The organism is Streptomyces sp. NPDC006643 (genome assembly GCF_042870175.1).
GTDB lineage: Bacteria > Actinomycetota > Actinomycetes > Streptomycetales > Streptomycetaceae > Streptomyces.
On sequence record NZ_JBIAHA010000009.1, the window covers coordinates 248132 to 273446 of the forward strand.

The 25315-nt window shown below is 68.4% G+C and carries 17 protein-coding genes and 1 pseudogene; 9 read left to right on the plus strand and 9 right to left on the minus strand.

Annotation, left to right across the window (positions count from 1 at the left end):
* Window positions 1-14: 14 nt before the first annotated feature.
* The 3 genes from ACFYNU_RS15090 to ACFYNU_RS15100 form a co-directional block, all read right to left on the minus strand.
* Window positions 15-635 (minus strand): helix-turn-helix domain-containing protein, encoded by a 621-nt coding sequence (locus tag ACFYNU_RS15090; protein ID WP_356585685.1) that lies wholly within the window; start codon window positions 633-635, stop codon window positions 15-17.
* Window positions 636-1068: 433 nt separating this feature from the next.
* Window positions 1069-2235, minus strand: a complete 1167-nt coding sequence (locus ACFYNU_RS15095; protein ID WP_356585687.1) for an NAD(P)/FAD-dependent oxidoreductase — start codon at window positions 2233-2235, stop codon at window positions 1069-1071.
* A 227-nt stretch (window positions 2236-2462) separates the two neighbouring features.
* Entirely contained in the window at window positions 2463-2768 is a 306-nt protein-coding gene (locus ACFYNU_RS15100; RefSeq protein ID WP_356585689.1) for an antibiotic biosynthesis monooxygenase, read from the minus strand.
* Window positions 2769-2858: 90 nt separating this feature from the next.
* Here ACFYNU_RS15100 and ACFYNU_RS15105 point away from each other — a divergent pair, with 90 nt between their 5' ends.
* The 4 genes from ACFYNU_RS15105 to ACFYNU_RS15120 all read left to right on the plus strand — a co-directional run bounded on the left by ACFYNU_RS15105 (window position 2859) and on the right by ACFYNU_RS15120 (window position 6176).
* Window positions 2859-3623, plus strand: coding sequence for a helix-turn-helix domain-containing protein (locus ACFYNU_RS15105; protein WP_356585691.1), 765 nt, complete (start codon window positions 2859-2861; stop codon window positions 3621-3623).
* A gap of 31 nt (window positions 3624-3654) precedes the next feature.
* Window positions 3655-3855: a hypothetical protein gene (locus ACFYNU_RS15110; RefSeq protein ID WP_356585693.1), complete on the plus strand. Its 201-nt coding sequence runs from the start codon at window positions 3655-3657 to the stop codon at window positions 3853-3855.
* Window positions 3856-4032: 177 nt separating this feature from the next.
* On the plus strand, window positions 4033-4743 hold the full coding sequence (locus tag ACFYNU_RS15115) for a response regulator transcription factor (RefSeq protein WP_356585695.1): 711 nt from the start codon (window positions 4033-4035) through the stop codon (window positions 4741-4743).
* Complete coding sequence (locus ACFYNU_RS15120) at window positions 4740-6176, plus strand: HAMP domain-containing sensor histidine kinase (protein ID WP_356585697.1); 1437 nt, start codon at window positions 4740-4742, stop codon at window positions 6174-6176. The genes ACFYNU_RS15115 and ACFYNU_RS15120 overlap by 4 nt, the downstream gene beginning before the upstream one ends.
* Before the next feature lie 4 nt (window positions 6177-6180).
* On the opposite strand, the gene ACFYNU_RS15125 is transcribed toward ACFYNU_RS15120, so the two are convergent.
* From ACFYNU_RS15125 to ACFYNU_RS15135, 3 genes are all read right to left on the minus strand, one after another.
* Window positions 6181-7425, minus strand: coding sequence for a DUF1501 domain-containing protein (locus ACFYNU_RS15125; protein ID WP_356585699.1), 1245 nt, complete (start codon window positions 7423-7425; stop codon window positions 6181-6183).
* 14 nt (window positions 7426-7439) lie between these two features.
* Window positions 7440-8939: a DUF1800 family protein gene (locus tag ACFYNU_RS15130; protein WP_356585701.1), complete on the minus strand. Its 1500-nt coding sequence runs from the start codon at window positions 8937-8939 to the stop codon at window positions 7440-7442.
* Between the two features lie 287 nt (window positions 8940-9226).
* Window positions 9227-10369: a glycoside hydrolase family 76 protein gene (locus ACFYNU_RS15135; RefSeq protein WP_356585703.1), complete on the minus strand. Its 1143-nt coding sequence runs from the start codon at window positions 10367-10369 to the stop codon at window positions 9227-9229.
* Between the two features lie 261 nt (window positions 10370-10630).
* On the opposite strand from ACFYNU_RS15135, the gene ACFYNU_RS15140 reads away from it, so the two are divergent.
* Window positions 10631-11833: a helix-turn-helix domain-containing protein gene (locus ACFYNU_RS15140; protein ID WP_356585705.1), complete on the plus strand. Its 1203-nt coding sequence runs from the start codon at window positions 10631-10633 to the stop codon at window positions 11831-11833.
* Between the two features lie 28 nt (window positions 11834-11861).
* Here ACFYNU_RS15140 and ACFYNU_RS15145 read toward each other — a convergent pair whose 3' ends face one another.
* Genes ACFYNU_RS15145 through ACFYNU_RS15155 form a run of 3 tightly spaced genes read right to left on the minus strand, consistent with a single transcriptional unit; the run spans window position 11862 to window position 15030 of the window.
* Window positions 11862-12770 carry a carbohydrate ABC transporter permease gene (locus ACFYNU_RS15145; protein ID WP_356585707.1) on the minus strand — a complete coding sequence of 303 codons (909 nt, stop codon included), beginning with the start codon at window positions 12768-12770 and terminating at the stop codon, window positions 11862-11864.
* The gene (locus ACFYNU_RS15150) at window positions 12767-13780 is read right to left on the minus strand and encodes a sugar ABC transporter permease (protein ID WP_356585709.1); all 1014 of its coding nucleotides are present in this window, start codon (window positions 13778-13780) and stop codon (window positions 12767-12769) included. The genes ACFYNU_RS15145 and ACFYNU_RS15150 overlap by 4 nt, the downstream gene beginning before the upstream one ends.
* Window positions 13777-15030: an ABC transporter substrate-binding protein gene (locus ACFYNU_RS15155; RefSeq protein WP_388766330.1), complete on the minus strand. Its 1254-nt coding sequence runs from the start codon at window positions 15028-15030 to the stop codon at window positions 13777-13779. The genes ACFYNU_RS15150 and ACFYNU_RS15155 overlap by 4 nt, the downstream gene beginning before the upstream one ends.
* Window positions 15031-15581: 551 nt before the next feature.
* On the opposite strand from ACFYNU_RS15155, the gene ACFYNU_RS15160 reads away from it, so the two are divergent.
* From ACFYNU_RS15160 to ACFYNU_RS15175, 4 genes and pseudogenes are all read left to right on the plus strand, one after another.
* Window positions 15582-18227: a glycoside hydrolase family 97 catalytic domain-containing protein gene (locus tag ACFYNU_RS15160; protein ID WP_356585713.1), complete on the plus strand. Its 2646-nt coding sequence runs from the start codon at window positions 15582-15584 to the stop codon at window positions 18225-18227.
* A gap of 128 nt (window positions 18228-18355) precedes the next feature.
* On the plus strand, window positions 18356-20104 hold the full coding sequence (locus ACFYNU_RS15165; protein WP_356585715.1) for an alpha-galactosidase: 1749 nt from the start codon (window positions 18356-18358) through the stop codon (window positions 20102-20104).
* Window positions 20105-20443: 339 nt separating this feature from the next.
* Window positions 20444-23470, plus strand: coding sequence for a TIM-barrel domain-containing protein (locus ACFYNU_RS15170; protein ID WP_356585718.1), 3027 nt, complete (start codon window positions 20444-20446; stop codon window positions 23468-23470).
* A 257-nt stretch (window positions 23471-23727) separates the two neighbouring features.
* Window positions 23728-24957 (plus strand): annotated as a pseudogene (locus ACFYNU_RS15175) (glycoside hydrolase family 27 protein); the annotation flags it as partial.
* Window positions 24958-25315: the final 358 nt, after the last annotated feature.

A 25315-nucleotide genomic window follows, 5' to 3' on the forward strand; every position in this document is an offset into this window, starting at 1 on the left:
AAGAGGTCATGAAGTCATGACGCGTTCCGCCGGGCGGGCTCCCCGCCCGGCGGAACGGCGTACGACGTGTCCAGCCCGAACCGCTGGAACAGCTCCGCCCGCAGGCTCGTCAGCGGCATCCCCGCCCCCGGCAGCAGAATCGCGAACACCGCGCCCATCATCAGCGCGCGCAGCAGCGGATAGTCGCTGTCCACGTCGTCCGACCCGTACCGAACCATCGTCTCGCGCAGCAGCTCCGCCAACCGCTGCTGCTCGGCGCACTGCACGAAGCCCTCGGCCTGGAGAATGCCCGCCATGTGGGCGCGCATCACCACCGGGTGGTCGACCGTGAGACCGAGAATGGCGTCGATCGCGCGCGCCAGCAACTCCCGCCCGTCGTCGGTACGCGGCTCCCGCTCCAGGGCCGCTTGCAGCGTGCGGTGCATCAACCGATGCACGGCCGACTGGAACATCTGGCGCTTGCCGGGGAAGTAGTACGAGACCAGTCCACGGGCCGCGCCCGCCCGGTCGGCGATGTCGGCCAGGGTCGTCCCGTCGAAACCACGCTCGTCGACCAGGTCCACGGTCGCCTGGAGAAGCCGCTCGCGAGAGCGCCGACGAAGTTCTTCATTGACCGATGCGCTTCGGGGGACCATGCTGGACTCCTGCGTTGACTGGCTCTTAGCCAGTATACTCGGCACGTCCTCGCAGACGGCCCTGTCGGGCCTGGTGAGCGAGGGAGAGAGCTGTCCGTCTTGGGCGACGCGGGGGATCGCCCAAGACGGACAGTATGGTCGCCGCTTCTCTGTGCTGACCTGCGAACTAGCAGGTCAGCACAGAGAAGCGCGCAGACCGCGTGTGCGGGTTCGACCAGCTCTGGTCACTGTTGATCGTTCCCGTGCTGACTCGTTGCTGACTCAACTGACGCTCCCTCAGATGATGGGCCCGCGCTGCCGCTTGCGGCATGTTCGAAGCCGTCGAATCGCTTGTAGCCCTGCCGGTCGGTCGGATGTCGAGCGGTCGCCTTCCCGGAGCCGGTGAAGGCCAGGAGTGTCGCCGCCTGGTGCCGGAGCCGCAGTGGGTCGGGGGTCAGGGGCGGTCGTGGGCTTCCGGTACGTCTTCGGGTGCGGGGCCTTCGGTGAAGAGCTCGGTGAAGCCGGCGGGTGAGTTGTCGCCGAGGCAGCGCTCGATGATGTCGTGGGCATCCTCGTAGAAGCGGGCGCTGCGCGGGAACATATCCTGTTCGTAGGCGGTGAAGGCCGCTTCGGTGTCGCCGGGGTGACGGGCGATGGTCACCGCGAGTTCGGCGCCGTCGAGCATGGCGATGTTGGCACCGTCGCCGGATGGCGGCATGAGGTGTGCGGCGTCTCCGACGAGGGTGACTCCGGGGACGCGTTCCCAGCGGTGTCCGTCGGGGAGCGTGTGGATCATGCGGGCGACGGGGGCGGTCTCGCCATCGGTGATCAGAGCGGTGAGTTCGGGGGCCCAGCCTTCGAACTCGGCGGCGATGCGGGTGCCGACGGCCGGGTCGGTGAAGTCGATGCCGCCGATCCATTCGGCGGGGCGGTTCAGCTCGACGTAGGTGTGCAGGATGCCTCCTGCTTCGCGGTGGGCCACGATGCCCTTGCCGGGGGTGAGTGCGTACATGGCGCCCTTGCCGACAGCGGCGGCAGTGCGGGCATGGCGCTCGTCGACGTTGTGGAGGTAGGTCTCGATGAACGTCGTGCCGGTGTAGACGGGTATGGCGTCTGAGAGCAGCGGCCGGACCCTGGACCAGGCACCGTCGGCGCCCACGAGGAGATCGGTGGTGACAGTGGTGCCGTCGGTGAAGACCACTTCGTGGCGGCCCTCGCCGAGGGGACGCACGTAGGTGACTTTGCGGCCCCACTGGACCGTGTCCGCAGGCAGGGAGTCGAGCAGGACCTGCCGCAAATCGCCGCGGAGGACTTCTGGGCGCGGGTTCGAGTCGTCGCTTGGGACATCGAGGATCAGTCGGCCGTGCTGGTCGAGTACGCGGCTGGCATCGGCGCCTTCGTGAATGATCGAGAGGAATTCCTCGGTGAGGCCGGCGTCCGCGAGGGCTCGCTGCCCGTCATCCTCGTGGATGTCGAGCTGACCGCCCTGGGTGCGGGCCGAAGGCGAGGGGTCGGACTCATAGATCGTTGCGGCGACGCCGTGGATGTGCAGTACGCGCGCGAGGGTCAGGCCGCCGAGGCCGGCTCCGATGATCGTGACTGGTGTCGCAGTGGTCGTCATGCAAGCTCCCTGCTCGAAGGTTGGAATCTCGTGCCAGCAGGCGGAGAGTCTTGGTCGCCGCCGCGTGCCGCCGTGTGCCGCCGTGTGGGCGGATGTGGCCGGCGACGGAACGACGGCCAGGCGGTCGGGAGGGGTCGTCGCGAATCGACTGAGCCCGCCCCGTGAAGCGGCGCTTCGCGGGTGGCGCGGCAGCGATCGGGCCGGGTGACGTGTTCTCCGCCGACGCTTCAGCTGGATGCGAAGGGGTGGACGTGGACGCGGAGGGGCGCTTCGGCCAGGAGGGCGATGACGGCCTCATGGCTCTCGTCGATCACCGTGTCGGAGAAGTGACGTTCGAACGACGCCTGGTCCCGGTAGAACTCGAAGGCCCACAGGGTGTCGGGGTCGTTGTCGTCGCTGGCCAGTACCCAGTCCACTGGGCCGTCCGGGTCGCCGGTGTGGTGCAGGTCGCGGGTGAGCTCGAAGAGCGCTTTACCCTTGCCGGGCTTTGCCCTCATCTTCAAAACCGTGCCCGGCTGACTGCCGCTGATCATTGCGTGTCCTTTCGGAGGGGGCGTAGGAACTGTGGAACATCGTTCCAGCGCGAGTATGGAACATGGTTCCATCTGTGTCAAAATGAGGGCATGCCGATGACAGATCCGCCCACGGGGCGACGCAGGGAAGCGCTGACCGCCGGGCAGATCATCCGAGTCGCGATCGACCTACTCGACGAAGGCGGGGAGTCCGCCCTCACTTTCCGCGCCCTGGCCGGGCGCCTCGCCACCGGCCCCGGGGCGATCTACCACCATGTCGAGAGCAAGGCCGAGCTGCTGCGCGCGGCCACCAGCGAGATCGTCGCGGGCGTGTCAAGCGCGGCGGCGGCCACCTCGGGACCGGACGAGGCGATCCGCACTCTCATGCTCGGACTGTTCGACGTGATTCAGCACCGTCCATGGGTCGGAGCGGCACTGTCGAGCGAGCCATGGCAGACGGCGATGCTGCAGATTTTCGAAGACACGGGCAACTACCTCGAAGCCCTCGGCGTACCCGCAGAGGCTCAGTTCGAAGCCGCCTCCTCGTTCGTGAGCTACGTCCTGGGGGTTGCCGCGCAATGGGCCGCGGCCGCACGCGCGCTGCCGCCCGGTACCGACAGGACAGCCTTCCTGAAGAGTGTCACCGCACAGTGGACGAGGGAGCATGAGGCCATCAGGTATCCCTTCCTCCGCAGGGTCGCCGATCAGCTTGCGTCGCACGACGACCGGCAGCAGTTCCTCGCGGGTATCGACTTCCTCCTCGTCGGGACAGTCGGCAACGGCCACGTGCACGTACCCGATGGGCGACCCGTCCACAACGTAGGCGCGACAGCCGAAGACGCACCGCCACCAGGCCCGGCGGCGAGCCGCCGATAGTTCGCTGCTCGTTCGACGGCGCCCCGACGAGGTGCGGGGATCGTCGGGTACCGACCCCGCACAAGCCGCGCACGCCAAGACCGCGGTCCTGGTCGGCTCACTGATCGCCGCGGTGCTGCTGGTCAAGCGGCGCGATCTCGTCTACCGGCGGCTGCCCGAGGACGAGAACCGTGACGACGAACTGGACGGTATCCCCGACATCCACCAGCGCGAACCGGACGGTGCGCCATGAGGTGACGTGGCGGACGTCTGCCCAACCCCGTTCATCGGCGCCCGCCTCCTCAACTGGCCGACGAAGCATGTCTGATCCTTCCGACCGCCCGGGGGCACCACCGTCCCGGGAACCAGGGCCGTGGTTCGGCAGGGGAGGTGGGGCGCCGTCGGGGCCGAGGTGTCAGGATGCCTGTTCATGAGCGCACCGAACGCATCGCCGGGCAGCGGCAGTCGGGTCCTGGTCGTGGACGACGAGCCGGCCATCCTGGACGTGCTGGTGACCTCGCTGCGGTTCCTGGGGTACGAGGTGACCGAGGCGGCCACGGGCCGCGCCGCGCTCGCGGCCGTGCGGCAGCACGCACCGCACCTCGTCCTGCTCGACGTGATGCTGCCCGATCTCGACGGCTTCGAAGTGGTCCGGCGGCTGCGCCAGGGCGGCTCCGACGTGCCGGTGGTCTTCCTCACCGCCAGGGAGAGCGGGGCCGACGTGGTCGATGGCCTGGATCTCGGTGCGGACGACTACATCACCAAGCCCTTCCGGCTGGCGGAAGTGGCCGCCAGAGTGAGGGCCGTGCTGCGCCGAGGCGAGGGCCGGACCGTACGGGGGGTGCTCACCTGCGCCGACCTGGAGGTGGACACAGACACCTACGAAGTCCGCCGTGCCGGGCGGCGGGTGGAGCTGTCCCCCACGGAGTACCGCCTGCTGTGCCATCTGCTGGCCCATCAGGGGCGGGTGCTCACGCACGAGCAACTGCTGGCGCACGTATGGGACTTCGCCGAGGGCGATCCGGGTGTGGTGAAGACGTACATCTCCTATCTGCGCCGCAAGCTCGACGCCCTCGGACCGTCCCTGATCGAGACCCGTCGCGGCATCGGCTACACGCTGCGCGAACCGGACACCCGGTGAGCCCCCGGCGTGCCGCGCGTTTCGTGCCCCGGCCGCGCTCGCTGCGCGGACGGCTGCTGCTGGCGGTGCTGGCGCTCGCCGCCACGGTCCTGCTCGCGCTGGACGCGGTGGTGTACGGGGCCCTGCGCGGCTACCTCACCGACCGCACCGACGTCACGCTGCGCGCCGTACGCCAGCGCGTGGCGCAGCAGTTGACGGAGCCCGGGGCCGGTGGGGGACTCGGCGGTGACGTACGGCTGCTGGGTGCCTCGGAGTTCTACCTCCAGCTGCACAGACCCGATGGGCGGGTACGGGAGTTGGCGCCCGGTCTGCGCGACGCGGCGGACGCCGCCCCGAAGGTGCCGGACCCGCTGCCGAAGCCGGGCGGGCGGGAACCGGTCACGGTGGGTCCAGTGGCGCCGGGCGGCCCGGAGTACCGGCTGCTGACGCAGCGGGTACCTGGTCGCGGCACGCTCGTCGCGGCCGTACCGCTGGACCAACTCGAAGGCACCATGCGGCGGTTGCTGATCGCCGAGGCCGCCGCGACGGGCGGCGCGCTGGTGCTGCTGGCAGGCGCCGGCCTGTGGATACTGCGCCGCGGCCTGCGACCGCTGGAGACGATGGCGCACACCGCGGACACCATCGCCGCCGGACACACCGCCGGCCGGGTCACCCCGGCCGGCGAGGACACCGAGGTGGGCCGGCTCGGACTGGCGCTGAACACGATGCTGACCAGACAACAGGCCACCCAGGACCGGCTGCGCCGCTTCGTGGCCGACGCCTCGCACGAACTGCGCACCCCCGTCACGGCGGTGCTCGGCTACGCCGACCTGCACCACCAGGGCGTCCTGGCCGTGCCCGAGCAGCGGGAGCGGGCGATGAACGGGATCACCACCGAGGCCCTGCGCATGCGACGCCTCGTGAACGACCTGCTGCTGCTCGCCCGGCTGGACACCGTGCCGGACAGGGAGCACCGGCCGGTGGACCTGGCCGCGATCGCCCGTGACGCGGTGGCCGCCGCGCGCGTCGTGGATCCTGATCGGCCGGTGGCGCTCCGGACCGAGGAGGGCGCCGTGGTGTCCGGGGACGCCGAGCAGTTGCGGCGTGTGGCGGACAACCTGCTGGCCAACGTGCGCAACCACACCCCGGCCGGGACCCCGGCGCGCGTCACGGTCCGTATCTCGCCCGGCGTGGACGGCCGGTCGACCGAGCCCGCCACGGCGACGATCGAGGTGGGCGACGAGGGCCCAGGGATCGCGGCCGACGCGCTGCCACGCGTCTTCGACCGCTTCTACCGCGCCGACCCCGCCCACAGCGGTGAGGGCAGCGGACTGGGACTGGCGATCGTCGCGGCGGTGGCGCAGGCGCACGCGGGCACCGTCGACCTCGCCGGCACGGAGGGCCGCGGCACCCGGGTGAGCGTCCGCCTGCCGCTGGCCTCCCCGGAGAACTAGCCGGTCAGAGGAGTGCGAGGGTCCTGTCGTGGCCGTCCAGGATCTTCGCGGGGTCGGTGTCCAGGACGTTGTGCAGCAGCGTGGCGTACACGTCGCGGAAGTCGGTCGTCGTGCGCAGGTCGTCGTCGGTGAGATCGGTCAGGCTCGGCTGCTCGCCGTAGAAACCGCCCTTGACCGGCTCGCCGAGTACGAACACCGGTCCGGCGGTGCCGTGGTCGGTGCCCTGGTTGGCGTTGGCCCGGGGGCGGCGGCCGAATTCCGAGTAGACGGCGACGACGACTCTGCGGCCGGCCTTCGTCTTGCGGACACGCTCCATGAAACGGCTCAGGTCGCCGTCGAGCGCGCCCAACAGCCGTGAGTGGGTGGTCTTTTCGCCCGCGTGGGTGTCGAAGCCGCCGAGGCTCACGCTGTAGGCGCGGGTCGACACCCCCGCCTCGATCGCCTTGGCCACGACGTCGAGCTGCGCGCGGAGTTCGCCCTGGCCACCGGCGGAGGCCCCCTCGTTCCCCTGTCCCTCGTCGCGGGGCTCGCCCGGGTCCTGGGTGTCCGGCTCCTCTTCACTGTTGTAGGCGGAGGAGACTTTCGTGAGATCGGCCAGCGAGGTGCCTGCCCGTTCCAGCAGGGGATGGGCGTCATCGCCGACGTGCGACAACTCCGCGCACGTACGCTGCCAGGCGTCCGGCAGCTTCCGGCCACCCAGCCGTACAGCCGCACCCGCGGTGGTCTCCCCGGCCATCAACGGCGGCAGGGTGGCGCCCACGGAGACACCCTTGAGCGGGTCGCCGCCGCCGTCGTGGTCCAGCCAGCGGCCCAGCCATCCCGAGGGCACCGGGCCGGAAGGCGAGGCGGTCTGCCAGATCCCCATCGACCGGAAATGACTGTGATCCGGCTTGGGATACGAGACCCCGCGCACGACCGCGAGCCGCTTCTCGTCCCAGAGCTTCTTCATCCCCTTCATCCCCGGGTTGAGGCCGAGTCCTTCCCCCAGTGCCAGGACCTCGTCCTCCCCGTAGGCGAGATCGCCACGCAGGTCCTGGTAGTGGGAATCGGCCGCCGGCACCAGGGTGTTGAGGCCGTCGTTGCCGCCGTAGAGGGTGACCAGTACGAGCGTGGCGGCGTCGGCGTCCGGCTCCCCGGAGCCGGTCGCGAGCAGCTCGTCCAGCCCCCACGCGGTCGCCCCGGCGGCGAGCGCGGCCCCGCCGACCACGCCGCTGGTGGTGAGGAACTTGCGTCGGGTCCAGGTGTCCACGTGCGCTCTCTCCTTCAGTTCAGTACGAGGTGTTCGGGGGCGGTCAGCGCGACGGCCGTGATCTTGCGCGGGTCGCGTGCGGCGGCGGTGAGCACGCCGCGCGTACTGTCGCCCCAGCGACCGATGCCGAGCTTGCGGGCCAGCAGCTCTGGGCGTTCCTTCGCGGAGGCGTTCTCCACGTCGCTCAGATCGGCCTGCTGTACGAGAGCCTGCGCGAAGCCGATCCGCACCTGTGCCGCTGCCGTGGTCAGCCACGCGGCACCGGCCGGCCAGCCGCCGACGCTCTCGGGCGCGAACGGCACCTGGCCGAGCCCGGCAAGGGTGCGGGTCAGCAACCGCGTGCGAACCTTTTCCGGCAGCTTCGAGGGCCGTACGCCCAAGGCCCGAAGGCTGCCCACCACGTACTCGATCGGCTGTTTGACCAGTACGTTGTCGGCGTCCGTGAAGGCCTCGTCGGTGAACATGGCCCGGAACATCGCGGAGGAGTCGCGCTGTTCGCCGTACGCCTTGGTGACTCGCGTCAGGGCTGCTTCCGACGGCTTGTTCTCGTTGCTCACCAGGGCGCCCCACATGCGTCCCGCCACATGGGCGTGCGAGTCGGGCAGGCTCACCAGATGGTCCACGAGCGTCCGCGCGGTGAAGCCGGCCTTCTCGCCGACGATGGTCTGCGGGCCCCGGTCGTGCCGACGCGGCTGGAAGTGGGACTGCCAGGGATGTGCCTTCCGTTCGAGGGTCCAGCCCGTGAGGGCGGCGGCTGCCTCGCGTACGTCGGTCTCGGAGTAGTTGCCCACGCCGAGCACAAACAGCTCCATCAACTCCCGGGCGAGATTCTCGTTGGGGGCCTTCGCGGTGCTGCCGTCGGCGTCCAGCCACACCATCAGCGCGGGATCCACCACCATGGCGCGGGCCAGCGTCCGGAAGTCGCCGCCACCCAGGCGCCGCAGCGTCTCGTTCTGCTGAAGCATCGCCGCACCGGACTTCACCTTCTGGATCGAGGTGGCCCAGTGGTTGTGCCACAGCAGCGTGCGCTTCTCCGCCCACGGCTCCTCGGCGGCCACCATGCGCTCCAGCCACCACAGCGTCAGTCGCTCACGCTGCTGCCGAAGTGTCCGACGGTACTCCTTCCGTACGGGATCGTTCTTGCCCTGACCTCCGGAGTCGCCGGACTCCTCATCGGCCGGCCCGCCGGAGCTCGGGGACGGGCTCGCGCCGTCGAGAGCGTCGTCGGCGACGGAGAAGGCGGCCGGCTGTTCGCCGTCGTCCGTCCGCCGGGGCCGCTTGCTCTGCCGCTTCTCCAAGCGCTCCTCGGCTTCCGTGCTGCGTGGCGGCAAGGGCCCAAGCCGCGGCGCGGGCGTCGCGTCGGCCCCGGCGTCCCGCCCTCCGGCCAACAACCGGTCGAGGGTCTCGTCGAAACCGGACTTCTCCGCGGCGTCCACCGCGTCCGCGCTCGCGCCGAAACCCGTGCGTTGAAGCAGGCGCGTGACCTGCGCCCTGGTATCGAGTGTCCGTCCCATGACCGCGAGAATGCCGTGCGTCCGTCCCAACAGCGTCAGTGGAAGGTGGGAATGCGGTGTGAACCGGCACCGAGCCCGTCGTGGGGCTCGACCGTTCCCGCGGGCCGCGGCGCAGTCCCGGCTGTCGGGCAGGAGACGGCGAGAGAACACGTCGGGTTGTCGAGCGGAGCCTTGTCATCCCGACCGGTCCACCGTGCTGGGCGGCACGGCGGTCGGTCACGACCTGGACGCCGCGGCGGGAATGACGCAGGTCCGGAGCATGCTCCGGACCTGCGCGTGGACGGCTCTCAGCTCACCCGGCCCGACCGGGCGCCGTCGCCGTCGCGGGTCGCGGCGTTGAGGACGTCGAGGGCGCTCTGCTGGCACTGGTGGCTGGTCTCGTTCGGCGGTCCGCTCCAGTCGGAGCCGTAGAAGTCGTCGTCGTCGCGGGCGTTGTCGTACGCGGAGTCGGCCTGCCGGTCGAGGTAGGCGCTGTAGGGCCGGTCGTCGAGGGCCCGGTTCAGGTCGCCGAGCCCGCGGGTGTAGGCGCCCTTGAAGGAGGCGCCGTCGCTGTCGCAGGGGGTGTTGTCGCCGCCCGGCTCGTGCAGGATTCCGTCGGTGTTGATTCCGGTCGACGTGGTGGAGGCGTCCGCCAGCGTGCGGGCCATGTCCAGCAGACCGTCGTCACCCGTCGCCCGGTGTAGCTCGGCCAGTCCGCCGAGCACGATTCCCTGGTTGTAGGTGTAAGTGGGCTGTCCGTTGTTGGCGCAGTCGTCGCCGAGGCCGTCGTTGATCATGTTGTCGGAGTTGATCATCCCGCTGTCCTGGAACCACTCCCATTCCCTCTGAGCCTCCTCGAGGTAGAAGGTGTCGCCCGGGATGCGGTTGTGCAGGGCGGCGTTGAGCTGGAGATAGAGCTCGTTGGTGACGGCGTTCTTGTACGGGTCGTCCACCTTCCACTGCACGCCTCCGCCGCACTCGTCCGTCCAGTGGTCGGCCATGTGGGCGGCGTCGGCGCGGGCGGTGTCGAGGTAGCGGGTGTCGCCCGTGAGGTCGTACGCCTTGACCCAGGCCAGTCCCCACCAGCCGGTGTCGTCCAGGAACTCGTTGGTGAAGTCACCGTCGTGCGCGTCGATGTTGAGCTCGTACGTCCGGGCGATGGCGTACTCGTGGTCCTGCACGCCGCCGTCGGCGATGTTGTCGATGATCGCGGTCAGGGCGTTGGCTCCCGTCCACCAGCCGTTGTTCTCGAACAGCCCACTCTCGTTGTCGTACATGGTCATGAGCGCCGTCGCCGCCGCGTTGCTCCGGGCGTCCGCGGCGCGAGCGCCGACCGGCGCCCGGCCGGTGTCGTTCTCCTGGGCGGCAGTTGCGGTCGATGGGACGGCACACAGAATCAGGCCGGCGGACAGGACGGCTGCGGCTGCGGTCTTCGTGCGGGCGAAGAACATGATGTCTCTCCATCCGCGGTCGCAGTCGCGACCGCGGTCGATAGGGAGTGTGTGGGGACGCGCTGCACATGAGGGGACGCAGGGTTGGGGTCTGTCGGGGCAGGGGCCGGTGGTCGGGCGGCGTCTTCCCGTGGAAGCGCATCCGTTTTGTTGGCCACTACAAGATGGTCATGAGTTTCGTCACCCCTTGACGTCGATAGTCTTGTTCATTCCAGTGCATGCGTTGGTCTACATGCCAATGTCCATGGATAGGCTGCCGCCATGGAGCACGAGACGCCTGCCGCCTGGCCCGCACGTCGGCGGATGCCCGACCTCACGACCCTCGACGCCCCGACACGCACGGCGGTGGTCGCCGCCGTGGCGCGTCTGCGCACGCTGCACGACGATTTCGCCGACCGTGTCCTCGCGCTGATTCGCCGGCATCTCCCGGGCTACGCGGTGCTCTCCGACGACGAGATACGGGTGACCGCGAGGAAGTTCATGGACATCCTCGTCTCGGAACTCTCCTCCCTGCGCGTCCCCGACGCGGCTCTGCGCGAGATGCTCGGCGACTTCGCCGTCGAGCGGGAGGCCCAGGGCCTTCCGCTCGACGTGCTCGCCATCGGCTACCAGCTGGGCTCGCGGGAAATGCTCGCCGTGCTTGACGAGGTGGCGGCCGAAGTGGGCCTGCCCGCCGACCTCTTGCTCGCGGTTCACGACAGCACCTGGGAGTTCTCCATAGAGGCGTCCGCGGTGTTCGCGCGCGTCCGCAACGGCCTCGCCCTGGAACGCGCCCACTTCGATGCCGAACGCCGCTCGGCCTTCGCGGGCGGCGTTCTCAGCGGGACGCTTCAGGCCGAGGGGATCAACCGCGAGGCACACCTTCTCGGACTCACCTCCCAGCCCTGCCATGTGGCCCTCGCCGCGTGGGCCACGTCCGCCACCGACGCTGTCGCGGTCCGCCGGGCCATCGCCTCGGCGCTGCGCGTCCCCACCGACCGGTTACTGTTCGCCCAGGTCGGGGAGGTCCTCGGCTTCATCGCGCCCCGGCCGCCCGAGTCCGTCGTCGGCCATGTGGTGGCGGTCGGTCCGCCGCTGCCGCTCGAACGGCTGGACACGAGTTTCGACGAGGCGGTACTGGTTCTGGAGACCGCGCGCCGGTTCGCCATGCAGGGCGTCGTACACCTCTCCGATCTCGGGCCCCGACCACTTGTACTCTCGCAGGCGCACACTGCCGAGGGCCTCTCCGCACGGCATCTGGCGCCGCTCGACGGCGCGGGGCGTTCGAGCAAGGAGATCGAGGAGACCGCGCGGGCGTACCTCGAATGCGACCAGGACGTGCGGGAATTGGCCCGCCGGCTCGACGTGCATCCGAACACCGTCCGGTACCGGGTGCACCGCTTCCAGGAACTCACCGGGCTGGACCTGCGTCGTACCGAGGACGTCGTGACCTCCTGGTGGTTGCTGAACCGCCGGCGCGGCTGAGGCCGTGTCCTTGCTCTCGCACCCCTGCTCATCCCTTGCTCGCTCCGAGGGACAACCCCGCGATGAACTGTTTCTGGAGCAGTACGTAGACGAGCAGGGTCGGGATCGCGGCGAGCATGGCACCCGCCGCGATGAGGTTCTGGTTGCTCACGAACTGCCCCTGGAGATTGGCCAGGGAGGAGGTCATCGGTCGTTTGTCCCCGGACGACATGAGGGTGATGGCCCAGAAGAAGTCGTTGTAGATCCACGTCGTCAACAGGGTGGCGAGTGCGGCCAGAGCGGGACGGCACAGGGGGACGGTGAGGCTCCAGAAGCGGGTCCACAGGCCGGCCCCGTCCATCAGGGCGGCTTCGTACATCTCGCCGGGTATGGACTTCATGTAGTTGCTCAACACGAATACACAGAACCCCAGTTGGAAGGCCACGTTGATCACGATGAGGCCGAAGGCGGAGTTGTACATCAGGCCGCTGTCCGCGAGAAACGACGGCAGCGGGATCTGTAGATACATCCGGAACAGCGGGGTGATGATCACCTGTTGAGGAAGCAGGTTCCCGGCGGTGAAGAGGATGAGCAGGGCCACGTTGACCCTGAGGTTCACACGCGTGAGCACGAAGGCCGCGCCGGCGGCGAGTGCCAGCGCGACGACGACCGCCGGCACGGTGATCAGTAGCGAGTTCCAGAAGAACCGGCCCATGTCCGCCTGGGACCACGCGTCGCCGAAGTTGCTCAGCGTCAACTCGTGCGGCAGTGAGACATACCCGTGTTTACGTGTGTCGGAGTACGGGCGGAGCGCGATGTAGAGCGCGAACAGGATGGGCACCAACCACAGGACGGACGCGCTGACCAGGAACACCTGGGAGAGCAACTGCCCCCGCTTGAGGGGCGTACGAACGCCGTCGGCCGGTACCGCGACGCCCGGCGGCGTCTTCGGACTCACTGTGTTTCCTCTCTGCGGAAGGTCTGGCGGAGAAAGAGGCAGATCGGTACCAGCGAGATCAGCAGCAGGACGACGCCGAGAGCGGAGCCGAAGCCGACCCGCTGGGTCTCGCCGACGATGTTGGAGGTCACCAGGACCGAGAGCAGTTCGAGCCCGTTGATGCCCTTGTTGGTGATGTAGACGAGGTCGAACGCCCGGAGCGACTCGATCACGGTGATGACCATGATGACGACGTTGATCGGTCTCATCACCGGGAAGACGACGCGCCAGAATGTCTGCCAGGCGTTGGCCCCGTCGATCAGGGCGGCCTCGCGCAAGGTCGGGTCGACGGCCTTCAGACCGGCCAGGTAGAGGACCATCACGTATCCCGCCTGCCGCCAGGTGGCTTCCAGGAGGACCGCCCACAGGTTCAGGTCCGGATCCCCGAGCCAGTCGATGGCGTCGCTGTCCCCGTTCCGGCCGATGACGGTGTTGATCACGCCGTAGTTCTGCGAGTACATGAACTCCCAGATGATGCCGACCAGCGCGAGGGAGAGCATGACGGGCAGGAACAGGATGCTCTGGTACATGCGGCTGCCGCGGATGCCCCGGTCGATGACGACCGCGAACAGCATTCCGAGCGGGGTGGCGAGCACGACGAAGACGGCCAGCCAGATCAGGTTGTGCTGCACCGCCGGCCAGAACTCCGGGTAATTGGTCGCGGCCTGGTGGTAGTTCTGGAAGCCGTTCAGACAGCCGTTGTTGAGTACCGGGGGCAGCGCCGGGTCGCACGGCTCGGTGCTCAGATCACCGACGCCGTTCCACCGGGTGAACGAGAGCACCACGGTGCCGAGCGCCGGGACCCACACGAAAGCCAGGGCGAGCAACAGCGGCACCCCGAGCAGCAGGGTGACGACGACGCGGTCGCGGGTGGTCATGTGGCGCATGCGCCGCTTCCGGCGTCTTCCCGGGGGCGGAGGCGGCCCCCCGGGCGGTGCCGGGATCCGGCGTGCGGAGGTGCTCGTGCTCATCCGGTGTAGATCGCCTTCGCCTGGGATTCGGCGCTCTTCTGGAGCCCGGAGATGCCTCCCGTGCCGGGGTCCCCGATGAACTTCTGGATGAGGGAGATCATCGCGGTGGCCATGGCCGGATCGGCGTCCCGGTCCATGAACTGCGCGACGGCCTTGCACTTGCCGATCTCGACGACCGACTTCTTCTGGATCGCGTTGTACGTGGGCACCCGCAGGCCCTTGGCCAGGCCGACGTCCCACTGGTCGGTCTTGAGGTACTCGGCCTCGGCCTCGCCGGTGCCGATGTACTCCAGGAGCGCCTTGGCCGCGGCGGGATTCTTGGCCTTCTTGCTCAGCATGAACCCGTCGGTGGGCGCGTCCATGTAGTCCTGGCCCCACTTGGGGTTGATCGCGGGAAAGGGGAAGAAGTCGAGGTCGTCCAGGTCCGCCTTGTCGCTGACGAACTGCGCGGCCACCTGGTTGGTGCCCTGGAACATCATCCCGGCCTTCTTCGACTCCAGGGTCTTGGCCGCGTCCTGCCAGATCCGGCCGTTCGCGCCGCTCTGCACGTACGGCATCATCTCCGCCCAGTGCTGGAAGACGGTGTGCACGCCTTGGTCGGTCCACGGAATCTCGTGCTTCATCAGCTTCACGTGGTAGTCGTAGCCGTTGAGCCGCAGGTTGAGGATGTCGAACGTGCCGAGGGCCGGCCAGCCGTCCTTGTCGCCGAAGGCGATCGGGATCAGACCGTCGGCCTTCATCTTCTTGCACAGGGCCAGGTACGCGTCCCAGGTGGTCGGGACGGTGTAGCCGTTCCGCGCGAACAGGCTCTTGCTGTAGAAGACGACCCATGGATAGTTGTAGAGAGGTACGAGGTACTGGCGCCCGTCCAGCCCGGTGGACAACTGCTTGGCGGCCGGGCCGAAGTTGGGGCCGATCTTCTCCCAGACGTCGTCGAGCGGTTCGGCCAGCCCCTGCGCGGCGAAGTGCTGCATCCGGTAGCCCGCGAACCAGGTGAACAGGTCGTCGGGGGTGCCCTGGAGATAACTGGTGATGTTCTGCTGGAACGTGTTGTGGTCAACAGTGTTGATCTTGACTTTCACCTTGGTCGATGCCGTCGCCGACGCGGTGAGCGCGGCGAAGGCGGACTTGGTCGCGGGGTCGGAATAGTTCGATCCGAAGGTGACCGTGCTGCCCGCCACCGGACCCGAGGGCTTGGCGGACTCCTCCGGGTCGTCACCACAGCCCGAGAGCAGACTCCCGCCGATCACCGTCAGGCCGGCGGCGCCCACGCCTCTGAGCAGACTCCTGCGTGAATACGTGGAAGTGGAATTGACGATGCTGTCGGGCGGGTCGACAACCGACATGATGCCTCCGTGGTGTGAATGGTTGAACCGGAAGTGACGGCGGTCGGGAAATCACCCGGAGCGGACCTGTCGGCGCGGTTCCAGTCTGTTTCCAACAGAAGCCACCAAGTTGCAACGTGATTGAACGCAGGCGTAGTTCTACGCCCGCCTCACGACCGCGTCAACGTTCCCGGCCACAAACGACTTTGGATCCTGTCGCAATCGGACGCGGATCCGGGTGCCAACCACGCACCGCGCAAGGCGGGGCTTCCTCTGTCGCCAACTCGCCCGTCCACCAGGTCAGTTGACGATTCAAACAGGTCGGAGTCGGTGGGCGGGTCGACGAGGGGGACGCCTGGTGAGGTCGTCTCTATTCCGACGCTCAATTTTGTTGGTTCTTGTGCGAAGTGTTGACGCTTAATCAAACGCGACTCCACACTGTGCCGCACTATCCCCCATCAGAAGGAGTGCGACGCATGCGCGAAAGGAAATTCAGAACCGCGCTCATGATCAAGTACGCGATGGTGGCCGCTCTGACCGTTGCCGTATTACCGGCAGTTCCCACTCGTGCCGCCGCTGCCCCCCTCACCACCTGGACGGTCCCCGGCCCGACCGCGGGTGCGCCGGTCTCCGCACAGGTGACCCTCGACGGCGACGGCGGCGAGCTGAGGTTCGGCGTGTCCCGACAGGGGGCGGTTGTGCTGAACCCTGCCCCCATCGGGATCGAGACCAGCGCCGCCGACCTGACGGAGGACCTGACATTCACCGGGCGCCAGGACCGGGCTGTCACCGAGTCGTACACGATGACCACCGGGAAGAAGCGCTCCCAGCAGACCGCTTTCACCCAGACGACCCTGTCCTTCACCGGCACGGGGGGCGCACGACTGGACGTCGTGGTGCGGGTGTCGGCCACCGGCGCGGCTTACCGGTACGTCCTGCCCGGCTCGGGGAGCGTGACGGTCGAGCGCGAGGCATCGTCCTGGAGTGTGCCCACCTCGGCGAGCGCCTGGCTGGTGCCCGGCCACCGCGAGGACCAGGGCCAGTTCTTCCGTACGACCGCGGGCGGGGCCCCGGCGAACGACTACGCCGTGCCCGCGCTCTTCCAGGTCGGCTCGGACTACGCGCTGCTGGCCGAGACCGGCCTCGACGGGCGCTACGCCGGCAGCCGGCTGAACCACCGGGCCGGGTCGGGGACCTATACCACCGCGCTCACCAACAACGCTCCCGTCACCGCGACTCTGCCCCTGTCCACCCCATGGCGTACCGCCGCTGTCGGAGACCTGGCGACCGTCACCACCTCGACGCTCGTCGACGACCTCGCCGCACCGTCCAAGGTGGACGACACCTCGTGGATCGAGCCCGGGGCCTCCGCCTGGTCCTGGTTGACCGAGCACTCCAGCCCTTCCGATCCCGCACGCCAGCGCGAGTACATCGACTTCGCCCAGCACCACGGCTGGGACTACGTGCTCGTCGACGAGGGCTGGCAGTCGAGCTGGATGCCGGAGCTCGTGGACTACGCCCGTGCGCGTGGCGTCCAGGTGATCGCCTGGTTCAACTCCTCTGCCCTCCAGACGGCCGAGCAGCGGGAGAGATGGCTGCCGCTCGTGAAGAGCTGGGGAGTGGCAGGAGTGAAGATCGACTTCAGCTACGAGTACACCCAGCCCACCCTGAAGTGGTACGACACCGTGCTGGCCCGGACGGCGGAGCTGGAACTGCTGGTCAACTTCCACGGTGCCGCCACCCAGCGCGGCATGCAGCGCACCTGGCCGCACGTCATGACCGGAGAAGCGGTCTACGGCGCGGAACAGCAGAACAACCGGGCCGCGCGCAACACCGTCCTCCCGTTCACCCGCAACGTCGTTTCCAGCATGGACTTCACCCCGGTCGTCTTCAGCATGAGCAACCGGGACACCACCGACGCCCACGAGCTGGCGACCGCGATCGTGTTCGAATCAGGCTGGCAGCACTACGCGGACAACCCCGAGAGCTACCAGTCCCGCCCCGAGGCGCTGCGCATCCTCGACCAGCTCCCCACGGTCTGGGACGAGACACGGCTCCTCGCCGGCACGCCCGGCCAGGAGAGCTACATGGCCCGCCGAGCGGGCGACAGCTGGTACGTCGGCGGTATTTCGGCCCTCCCCGCGAAGACGTTCCAGTCACCGCTGAACTTCCTCGGCGGCGGGCGGTGGCTCCTGGAGACCGTGCGCGACAGCTCCGGGCCGCTGCTGCGTGAGACCCGTGTGGTCAGCGGCGGCGACACCCTCTCCGTGCCGATGCCGCGCAACGGCGGCTTCGCCTCCGTCCTCTGCCCCTACACCACAGGCATGACGACCTGTGGTTCGTCCGACTACGACGGCGTGCTCAAAGGCCAGGAATCCGGACTCTGCGTTGACGTGCCCAACAGCACCCAGACCAACGGAACCGACGTCAAACTCTGGGAATGCAACGGCGGTTCCAACCAGCTCTGGACGCAGACCCCCTCCCGGCAGCTCACCGTGTTCGCCGGCAAGTGCCTCGACGTCGACGGCGGAAACACCGCCGACGGGACGGTGGTGCAGATCTGGGACTGCAACAGCAGCGGCGCCCAGCAGTGGTCCGTGAACACCGACGGCTCCGTGGTCAACCCCGCGTCGGGCAAGTGCCTGACCTCCCGGGGGCACGGCACCGCCAGTGGCACGGCGCTGGAGATCCGCGGGTGCGACGGGGGAGCCCATCAGAAGTGGGCGCGCGCCGCCGCGGCGGGCCCCCTCAAGGGTCAGGAGTCCGGACGCTGCCTGGACGTCCCCGGCAACGCGACGGACAACGGGACCAGGCCGGCCCTGTGGGACTGCAACGGTGGCGCCAACCAGACCTGGACGTCCACGGCTTCCAACCAACTCAGGATCTACCCCACCGAGTGCCTGGGCGTCAGCGGCGGGTCGACCGCCGACGGAAGCGCCGTCGTGATCACCGACTGCGACAACACGGCCGGTCAGCAGTGGCGGGTGAGGTCCGACGGCTCGATCGTCGGCGTGGCGTCCGGCAAGTGCCTGGACGCCTACGACGGTGGTACGGCCAACGGCACCCAGGCGATCATCTGGCCCTGCAACGGGGCTCCCAACCAGAGGTGGAGCCGAGGCTGACCCTGCTCCACCCCGAGTCGCGGCGGGCGCCGAGCGGACACTCGGCGCCCCCGTGCTCACATCAGCCCGCCTCAGAGGCGGACGCGTGCTCCCGAAAGGAAGGAAGAGAACGCATGAGATCACGATGGATGACGCCTGTGTTGGTCGCCACCCTGGCTGCGGGATTCCTGGCGCCCCAGGCGGTGGGGTCGCCAAGGGCCGCGGCGTCGGCGGTGGTGCCGGCGGTGGACAACGGAATCGGGGTCGACGCGCCGTTGATGGGCTGGAGCGGCTGGGGCTTCCTCCAGCGGGACCCCACGGCGGCGAAGTTCAAGGCGCAGGTCGACGCGTTGGTGTCGAGCGGGCTGAAGGACCTCGGCTACAACTACGCGAACATGGACGACTTCTGGTACAAGTGCCCCGGCGGTCAGGGACCCGACGTGGACTCCTACGGCCGCTGGGTGACCGACGAGTCACTGTTCCCGGGCAGCGGTTCCAAGGACGGCATGCACGTTCTCGGGGACTACGTGCACGGCAAGGGCCTGAAGTACGGCCTTTATGTGACGCCAGGCATCTCCGCCCAGGCAGTGGCGGAGAAGACCCCGATCAAGGGCACGCCGTACACCGCGGACCAGATCGCCACGACGAGCAGTGCGAGCAACTTCAACTGCAAGGGCATGCGGAACATCGATTTCAGCAAGCCCGGTGCGCAGGAGTTCATCGACTCCTGGGCCCAGCAGTTCGCCGACTGGGGAGTGGACTATCTGAAGCTGGACGGGGTCGGTCCGTCGAAGACGGCCGATGTCCGGGCCTGGTCGAAGGCGCTGGAGAAGACCGGTCGCCCCATCGCGCTGAACCTGTCCGCCAGCCTGTCCGCCTCTCCCACCTGGTCGGAGCTCTCGAACTCCTGGCGCATCGACGGTGACATCGGTGCCAGCCCGAAGGGTTACAGCTTCCCCCTCACCAGCTGGGAGAACGTCTCCAAGCGGTTCGACGACGCGGCCAAGTACCAGCCGTACGCCGGGAAGGGGGGATGGAACGATCTGGACTCCTTCGGTGTCGGCAACGGTGAGAACAACGGCATCACCAAGCCGCAGCGGCAGTCGCACATGGCGCTGTGGGCCCTGGCCAGCTCCCAGTACATGCTGGGGGCCGACCTGACGAATCTCGACCCGGCGGACAAGGAACTGCTGGCCAACGAGCGGCTCATCGCGATCGACCAGGACGGCATCCCGGCCGCCCGGGTGATCAAGGAGGGCGACCAGCAGGTGTTCGCCAAACGCGAGAGGAACGGCACTTGGTACATAGGCGTCTTCAACACCGACACCACCTCCAGCCACACCTTCAGCGTTCCGCTGGCCCAGCTCGGGCTCAGCGGTACGGCGAAGATCACTGACATGATCAACAATGACAAGCCGCTCGGTACCGTCAGCACCTACACCACCAGCGTGGCGCCCGGGGGAGTGGCCCTCATCTCGGCGGTGCCCACCTCCGGATCGGGCGGCACCGGCGCACTGGTCAGCGCCCAGTCCGACAAGTGTGTCGACATCGACGGGAATGTCCATCTCCCTGGCACCAAGACGCAGATCTGGGACTGCAACGGCGGCCTCAACCAACTGGTCACACCGACCTCCACCGGTGAGCTGCGCACCATGGGCGCCACGGAATGCCTTGATGTCTTCGAGAACGGGACCACCCCGGGGACCAAGGTCTCGCAGTGGAACTGCCACGGCGGCACAGCTCAGAAGTGGACCGTCAAGGGCGACGGCACCATCGTCGCCCGTAAGTCGGGTCTGTGCCTGGACGTGAAGGGCGGGAGGACCACGAACGGTACCGAGCTTCAGCTCTGGACCTGCAACGGAACCGACGGCCAGAAGTGGTCGCTGGACAACCGCTGACCCCCGGCACGGGCCGGCGTGATGCTCACCGGCGCTCCGGCCGCTCTCCGCGGTCGGAGCGCCGGCCATGCCCTGGGGCAGGGCCCGTAGCCCCCCGGGGCAGTCTCCGCGCACACCTGAGAGTTCACTCATCTGAACAGTGGGGCTGAATCCTGTTCGGCGATGAGCTATTTCGTGTGCAGCAGGGTTGACCCTTGTGCGTTTCTGGTCCTAGCGTCGAGGTCTCACGTTCATGTAGAGAATGCTTGTTCATGAATATGAATCTCTACGGCAGCTCCACCCACTCGGTAGGCGCGTGACGCAGCTCCGCTCCTGATGGCCGCACGTATGGGAGACCCGATGAAGCGCGAACAGATCACCCGTAGGACTCTGCTCTCGACAGCCGCCGGCGTAGCGGCGGCAGGAGCCGTCACCGCCGTGCCGGGCCTCGCCGTCGCGGCGGCGGACGAACGACTCACCGACTACGCCTCTCACACCGCCGAGGGCCGAAGCGTCACCGTCACCACTGAGACCGGCCAGCGACTGCGCCTCACCGCGTACGGCGACCAGATGATCAGGGTGCGCGCGGTCCGCTCCGGCGAGAGCTTCTTCTCCGACACCCGCTACGAGATGGTGGAGCCCCGGAACCACACCGCCATGGGCGGCAGCCTGAGCCTCACCGTCACCGGCGACACACTCGAACTCCGCACCGGTGCGGCGAACGGGCTGCGCGTCGTCCTGCGCAGGAAGCCGCTCCGGCTGGAGTTCTACTCCCGGTCCGACGGCGCCCTGCTGGCGAAGGAGGACACCGCCCGCGGCATTGTCTGGAGCGGAACGAACCAGTCCGTCGTCAGTGAGGTGTTCGCGTCCCCGTCGGCCGAGGAGCGCTTCCTCAAAGCCGGGCACGGCACCCTGGGCCGCTCGCCGCGGATCGACCGCACCGGGGACACCGTTTCCCACAACTATGCCGACGCTTCCGCGACCAACCCCGACAACCAGGCTCCGGGCATCGTGCCGCTCTATCTCTCCAGCAAGGGGTACGGGGTCTTCTTCAACACCACGTTCGACACGACGTTCAGCTTCGGCGGAAACGGCGGGTACGGGTTCTCCGCCGACGCACACGACGCCGGGGGCGCCCGCCCCCAACTGGACTACTTCCTGATCAACGGCCCCCGGTTCGTGCAGCTCCTCGACCGTTACACCCAGCTCACCGGCCGCCCCCGGCTGCCCCGGCGTTCCATCTTCGGGCTCCATATGTCCGACAAGAACTTCGCCGGCGTGAGTGACCAGAACTGGTGGCGCGAGAAGATCGGCCGACACCGCGACGCGGGCTTCCCCTTCGACCACCAGGTCAACGACAACCGCTGGCGGGAGGGTTCGGGCTCGTGGTCCGGATCGTGGTTCGAGTTCAGCGCCGACCGCTGGCCCGACCCCGCCGGGTACCGGAAGTGGGCGGACGACAACGGCGTCACGGTGACTCTGGACTACAACCGCAACAACAGTAACGAGATGGCGGGCTGGAGGGGCGGCCCGCCGCCCGGATTCAGCTTCGCGGCAGCCGACCTCAGGAACGTGAAGGAGAGCAACGCCGTTCCCGACTGGAGCAATCCCGATGCCCGTGCCTGGGTGTGGAAGGTTTTCTGGGACAAGGCCCTCGATCCGTCCCTCGGACACCCCGGCGACGGACTGTGGATCGACGAGACCGACGACCTCCACACCATCCCGTACACCGCGCGGACAGCCGACGGCCGCACCTGGGCCGAAGCGCGCAACGCCTACTTCCTGAATCTGCACAAAGGTGTCGGGGAAGAAGGCTGGGACCCCTCCGGGGCCGGACACATCGGATCCGCCAAGCGCCCCTGGACCTGGAGCCGTGGCGCCACCGCGGGCCAGCAGCGTTACGGACACTACTGGACGGGCGACATCAGCCAGACCTACGACGAGATGCGGGCGCAGATCCGGGGTATGCAGACGGCCGGCCTCGGGGGCTTCCCCTTCGCCAACATCGACGGCGGCGGCTTCGGCGAAGGCGGTACGGTGTCCGACGCCTTCTACCGCAACTGGCCCGTCGCCTGGTCCAGCCTCTCCCCGATCTGGCGCCCCCACAGCTCTGCCTCCACCGAGGAACACGGCAAGAAGGCGTCCCGCTGGCCCCTCGACCAGAGCGCGCAGGCGCAGGCGGACTTCCGCCGGTACGGGCAGCTGCGGTACAGGCTGATGCCGTACATCTACACGCTCGCCCACCAGGCCGCCGCCACCGGTCTGCCCATGGCGAGGGCCATGGTGCTCGACTACCAGGACCGTCCCCGGGCCTACTCCCGCGACCTCCAGTACCTGTGGGGCCCCTCGCTGCTCGTCGCACCGATCACTTCCGACGGGGCAGGCGTCCAGAACGTCTGGCTGCCGGCCGGAACGCGCTGGTACGACTTCTGGACGGAGGCCCAGCACAGCGGATCCGACACCGGAGACCTCTCTCATACCGCGCGGACCGGCGAAACACCGCTGTTCGTCAGGGCGGGGGCGATCCTGCCCGGATACCCCTACGCGCAGAGCACCGCCTATCTCACCGGACGCCAGCTGGAGTTGGACGTGTACACGGGGGCGGACGGAGCATTCGAGGTCATCGAGGACGATGGGGTGAGCGAGGCGTACCGGACCGATGGGAGGACGAGCGTCACCCGGCTGACCTTCACCGACGCCTCCACCCGCGTCGTTGTCGCGCATCCCCGGGGGACGTACGAGGGCGCGCCCGGGGAGCGCCGCTATGTCATCCGTCTCCACGGGCTGAGCGCACCGGTGGGGATGCGGGTCAACGGGGGAGGCACCCTGCCGGCCTTCACCAGCGAGGCCGCGGCCCTGCTGAGCGAGAACGGTACCGGCTGTGTCTGGAATGCCGAGACAGAGATCCTGAGCATCGTGACCGCCGAGATACCGGTGTCCGGCAGCGGCGTCGCCGTGACCGTGGAACCGAGCGGCGCCGCCTTCCCCTCCGTCAGCGGCGGAACTGTTCATGAGGCCGAGAACGCGCGGCTCGACAGCGCCTTCGTCATCGACACCCGCCACCCCGGTTACACCGGTGTCGGCTACGCCGACTGCACCGGGACTTCCGCGACGGGATCCACCCTCACGTGGACGGTCGCCGTGACCGCGGCGGGGAGGAAGGAACTCAGAGTCCGATACGCCAACGGAAGTGACTCCGACCGCCCGATGACCTTCGACATCGACGGCACACGTCGGGCCACACTCGCCCTCCCCCCGACCGGCGGCTGGGCCACCTGGTCCACCGCCTCCTTCACCGCGGACCTTCCGCGCGGGGAGAACGTCAAGGTCCGGGCGACGCTCACACAGTCGCGGAGCGCGAACATCGACAGCCTGACCGTGTTGTAGCCGAAGCCGCGTATCGGCGCCTTCGGCGCCACGCGTACCGCGCGTCACAAGGACGAGCATGGCCAGGGCGCAGTCAACTTCCCCTCCCCCTCGGCCTGTTGCTCCATGACGGCACTGACCGGAGAGAGTCCTCGCGCCTCCCGGGATCAGTTGGCCGTGGCCGGGAGCCGAGTCCGCACCGGCCTCTGGGATGCCAGGTCACCGCTCCGTCCTACGTCATCGAACAATCGGTCGTCAGACAATGGAGGAACCCCAGGATGAACAGGCCACAACACCGCACCGTCAGCCGGAAGTTGCTCGGTATCACCACCGCCGGCCTGCTCTGTGTTACCGGACTCGCCATGCCGGGTGCGGCCTCGGCCGAGGTCGCACCCGCGGCCGAGCGAGCCCCGGGTGACAGCCTCGCCCCCACCCCGCCGATGGGATTCAACAACTGGAACACCACGGAGTGCGGCCCGGAGTTCAACGAGGAGATGATCAAGGAGACGGCCGACATCTTCGTCGAGGAGGGCCTCAGGGACGCCGGCTACGAGTACATCAATCTCGACGACTGCTGGGCGGAGCCCGAGCGCGGGGAGGACGGCAAGCTCGTCCCGAACAAGGAGCGGTTCCCGGAGGGCATCAAGGCCCTCGCCGACTACGTGCACGACAGGGGACTCAAGCTCGGCATCTACACGAGCGCGGGCACCAGGACCTGCAGTGAGGTACCGGGAATGCCCGGCGCGCTCGGCCACGAGGAGAGTGACGCCCAGCAGTTCGCCGACTGGGGCGTCGACTACCTCAAGTACGACAACTGCAACCACGAGGGTGTGCCCGCGCAGGAGCGCTACACCGCCATGCGCGACGCTCTCGACGCCACCGGCCGGGACATCGTCTACAGCATCTGTGAATGGGGGGTGAACGAGCCCTGGGAGTGGGCCCCCGAAATGGCCGAACTCTGGCGCACCACAGGTGACATCAACGACACCTGGGAGAAGATGACCGAGAACCTCAAGGAGAACCTTCCCCTCGCCGAGTACGCCGGCCCCGGGCGCTGGAACGACCCCGACATGCTGGAGGTCGGCAACGGAGGCATGAGCGACACCGAATACCGCTCCCACTTCTCGCTCTGGTCGATCATGGCGGCCCCCCTGCTGATCGGCACCGACCTGCGTGAGGCGGACGATGCCACGCTGGAGATCCTCGGGAACGAGGAGGTCATCGACGTGGACCAGGACCCGCTGGGCAAGCAGGGCGAAGTCGTCTCGGACGACTCCGGCAAGTGGGTCATCAGCAAGGAACTGGCCGACGGCAGCCGTGCGGTGGCGCTGTTCAACGAGACCGACGACGAACAGACCATCAGCACCACCGCGGACGAGGTGGGACTGCCGGAGGCCGACACGTACGAGACCCGGGACCTGTGGGAGCACGAGGACGGTGAGAGCTCGGGAGAGTTCGAAGCCGAAGTGCCCGCGCACGGAACGGTGTTGTTGAAGGTGACAGCCGAGTAGGCCGGCCGGGCTCCTCGGTCCGTCCGTCGGCCGGGGGCTGATGTCCGACCGTACGGCGGCCGGGGGCGGGAGTGGGGCGACACTTCAGGGTCGTCCCACTCCCGTGCGCCGGCGCTGTTCGAGTCGTCAAGGACACCACCGCCGGTGTCCGACACCGGTACAACCGGGCCGGCGGATCCGATTCGCCAGGACCTGCGATCGAGTCCGGTACTCATCTGCTCACCGCTCGTGGCCGAGTGCGGCGGCCAGGGTGGTGAGGAGGTCGCTCGCGGCGTCGGGAATGACCGTGCCGGGCGGGAAGACGGCGGCGGCGCCCGCGCGGTGCAGTTCGTCGATGTCGCCGGGTGGGATCACC

What these genes read in the sequence shown, in the direction of transcription:
- ACFYNU_RS15090 (WP_356585685.1), bottom strand. Translation starts at nt 635, where the DNA reads ATGGTCCCCCGAAGCGCATCGGTCAATGAAGAACTTCGTCGGCGCTCT.
- ACFYNU_RS15095 (WP_356585687.1), bottom strand. Translation starts at nt 2,235, where the DNA reads ATGACGACCACTGCGACACCAGTCACGATCATCGGAGCCGGCCTCGGC.
- ACFYNU_RS15100 (WP_356585689.1), bottom strand. Translation starts at nt 2,768, where the DNA reads ATGATCAGCGGCAGTCAGCCGGGCACGGTTTTGAAGATGAGGGCAAAG.
- ACFYNU_RS15105 (WP_356585691.1), top strand. Translation starts at nt 2,859, where the DNA reads ATGCCGATGACAGATCCGCCCACGGGGCGACGCAGGGAAGCGCTGACC.
- ACFYNU_RS15115 (WP_356585695.1), top strand. Translation starts at nt 4,033, where the DNA reads ATGAGCGCACCGAACGCATCGCCGGGCAGCGGCAGTCGGGTCCTGGTC.
- ACFYNU_RS15130 (WP_356585701.1), bottom strand. Translation starts at nt 8,939, where the DNA reads ATGGGACGGACACTCGATACCAGGGCGCAGGTCACGCGCCTGCTTCAA.
- ACFYNU_RS15135 (WP_356585703.1), bottom strand. Translation starts at nt 10,369, where the DNA reads ATGTTCTTCGCCCGCACGAAGACCGCAGCCGCAGCCGTCCTGTCCGCC.
- ACFYNU_RS15140 (WP_356585705.1), top strand. Translation starts at nt 10,631, where the DNA reads ATGGAGCACGAGACGCCTGCCGCCTGGCCCGCACGTCGGCGGATGCCC.
- ACFYNU_RS15150 (WP_356585709.1), bottom strand. Translation starts at nt 13,780, where the DNA reads ATGAGCACGAGCACCTCCGCACGCCGGATCCCGGCACCGCCCGGGGGG.
- ACFYNU_RS15160 (WP_356585713.1), top strand. Translation starts at nt 15,582, where the DNA reads ATGCGCGAAAGGAAATTCAGAACCGCGCTCATGATCAAGTACGCGATG.
- ACFYNU_RS15165 (WP_356585715.1), top strand. Translation starts at nt 18,356, where the DNA reads ATGACGCCTGTGTTGGTCGCCACCCTGGCTGCGGGATTCCTGGCGCCC.
- ACFYNU_RS15170 (WP_356585718.1), top strand. Translation starts at nt 20,444, where the DNA reads ATGAAGCGCGAACAGATCACCCGTAGGACTCTGCTCTCGACAGCCGCC.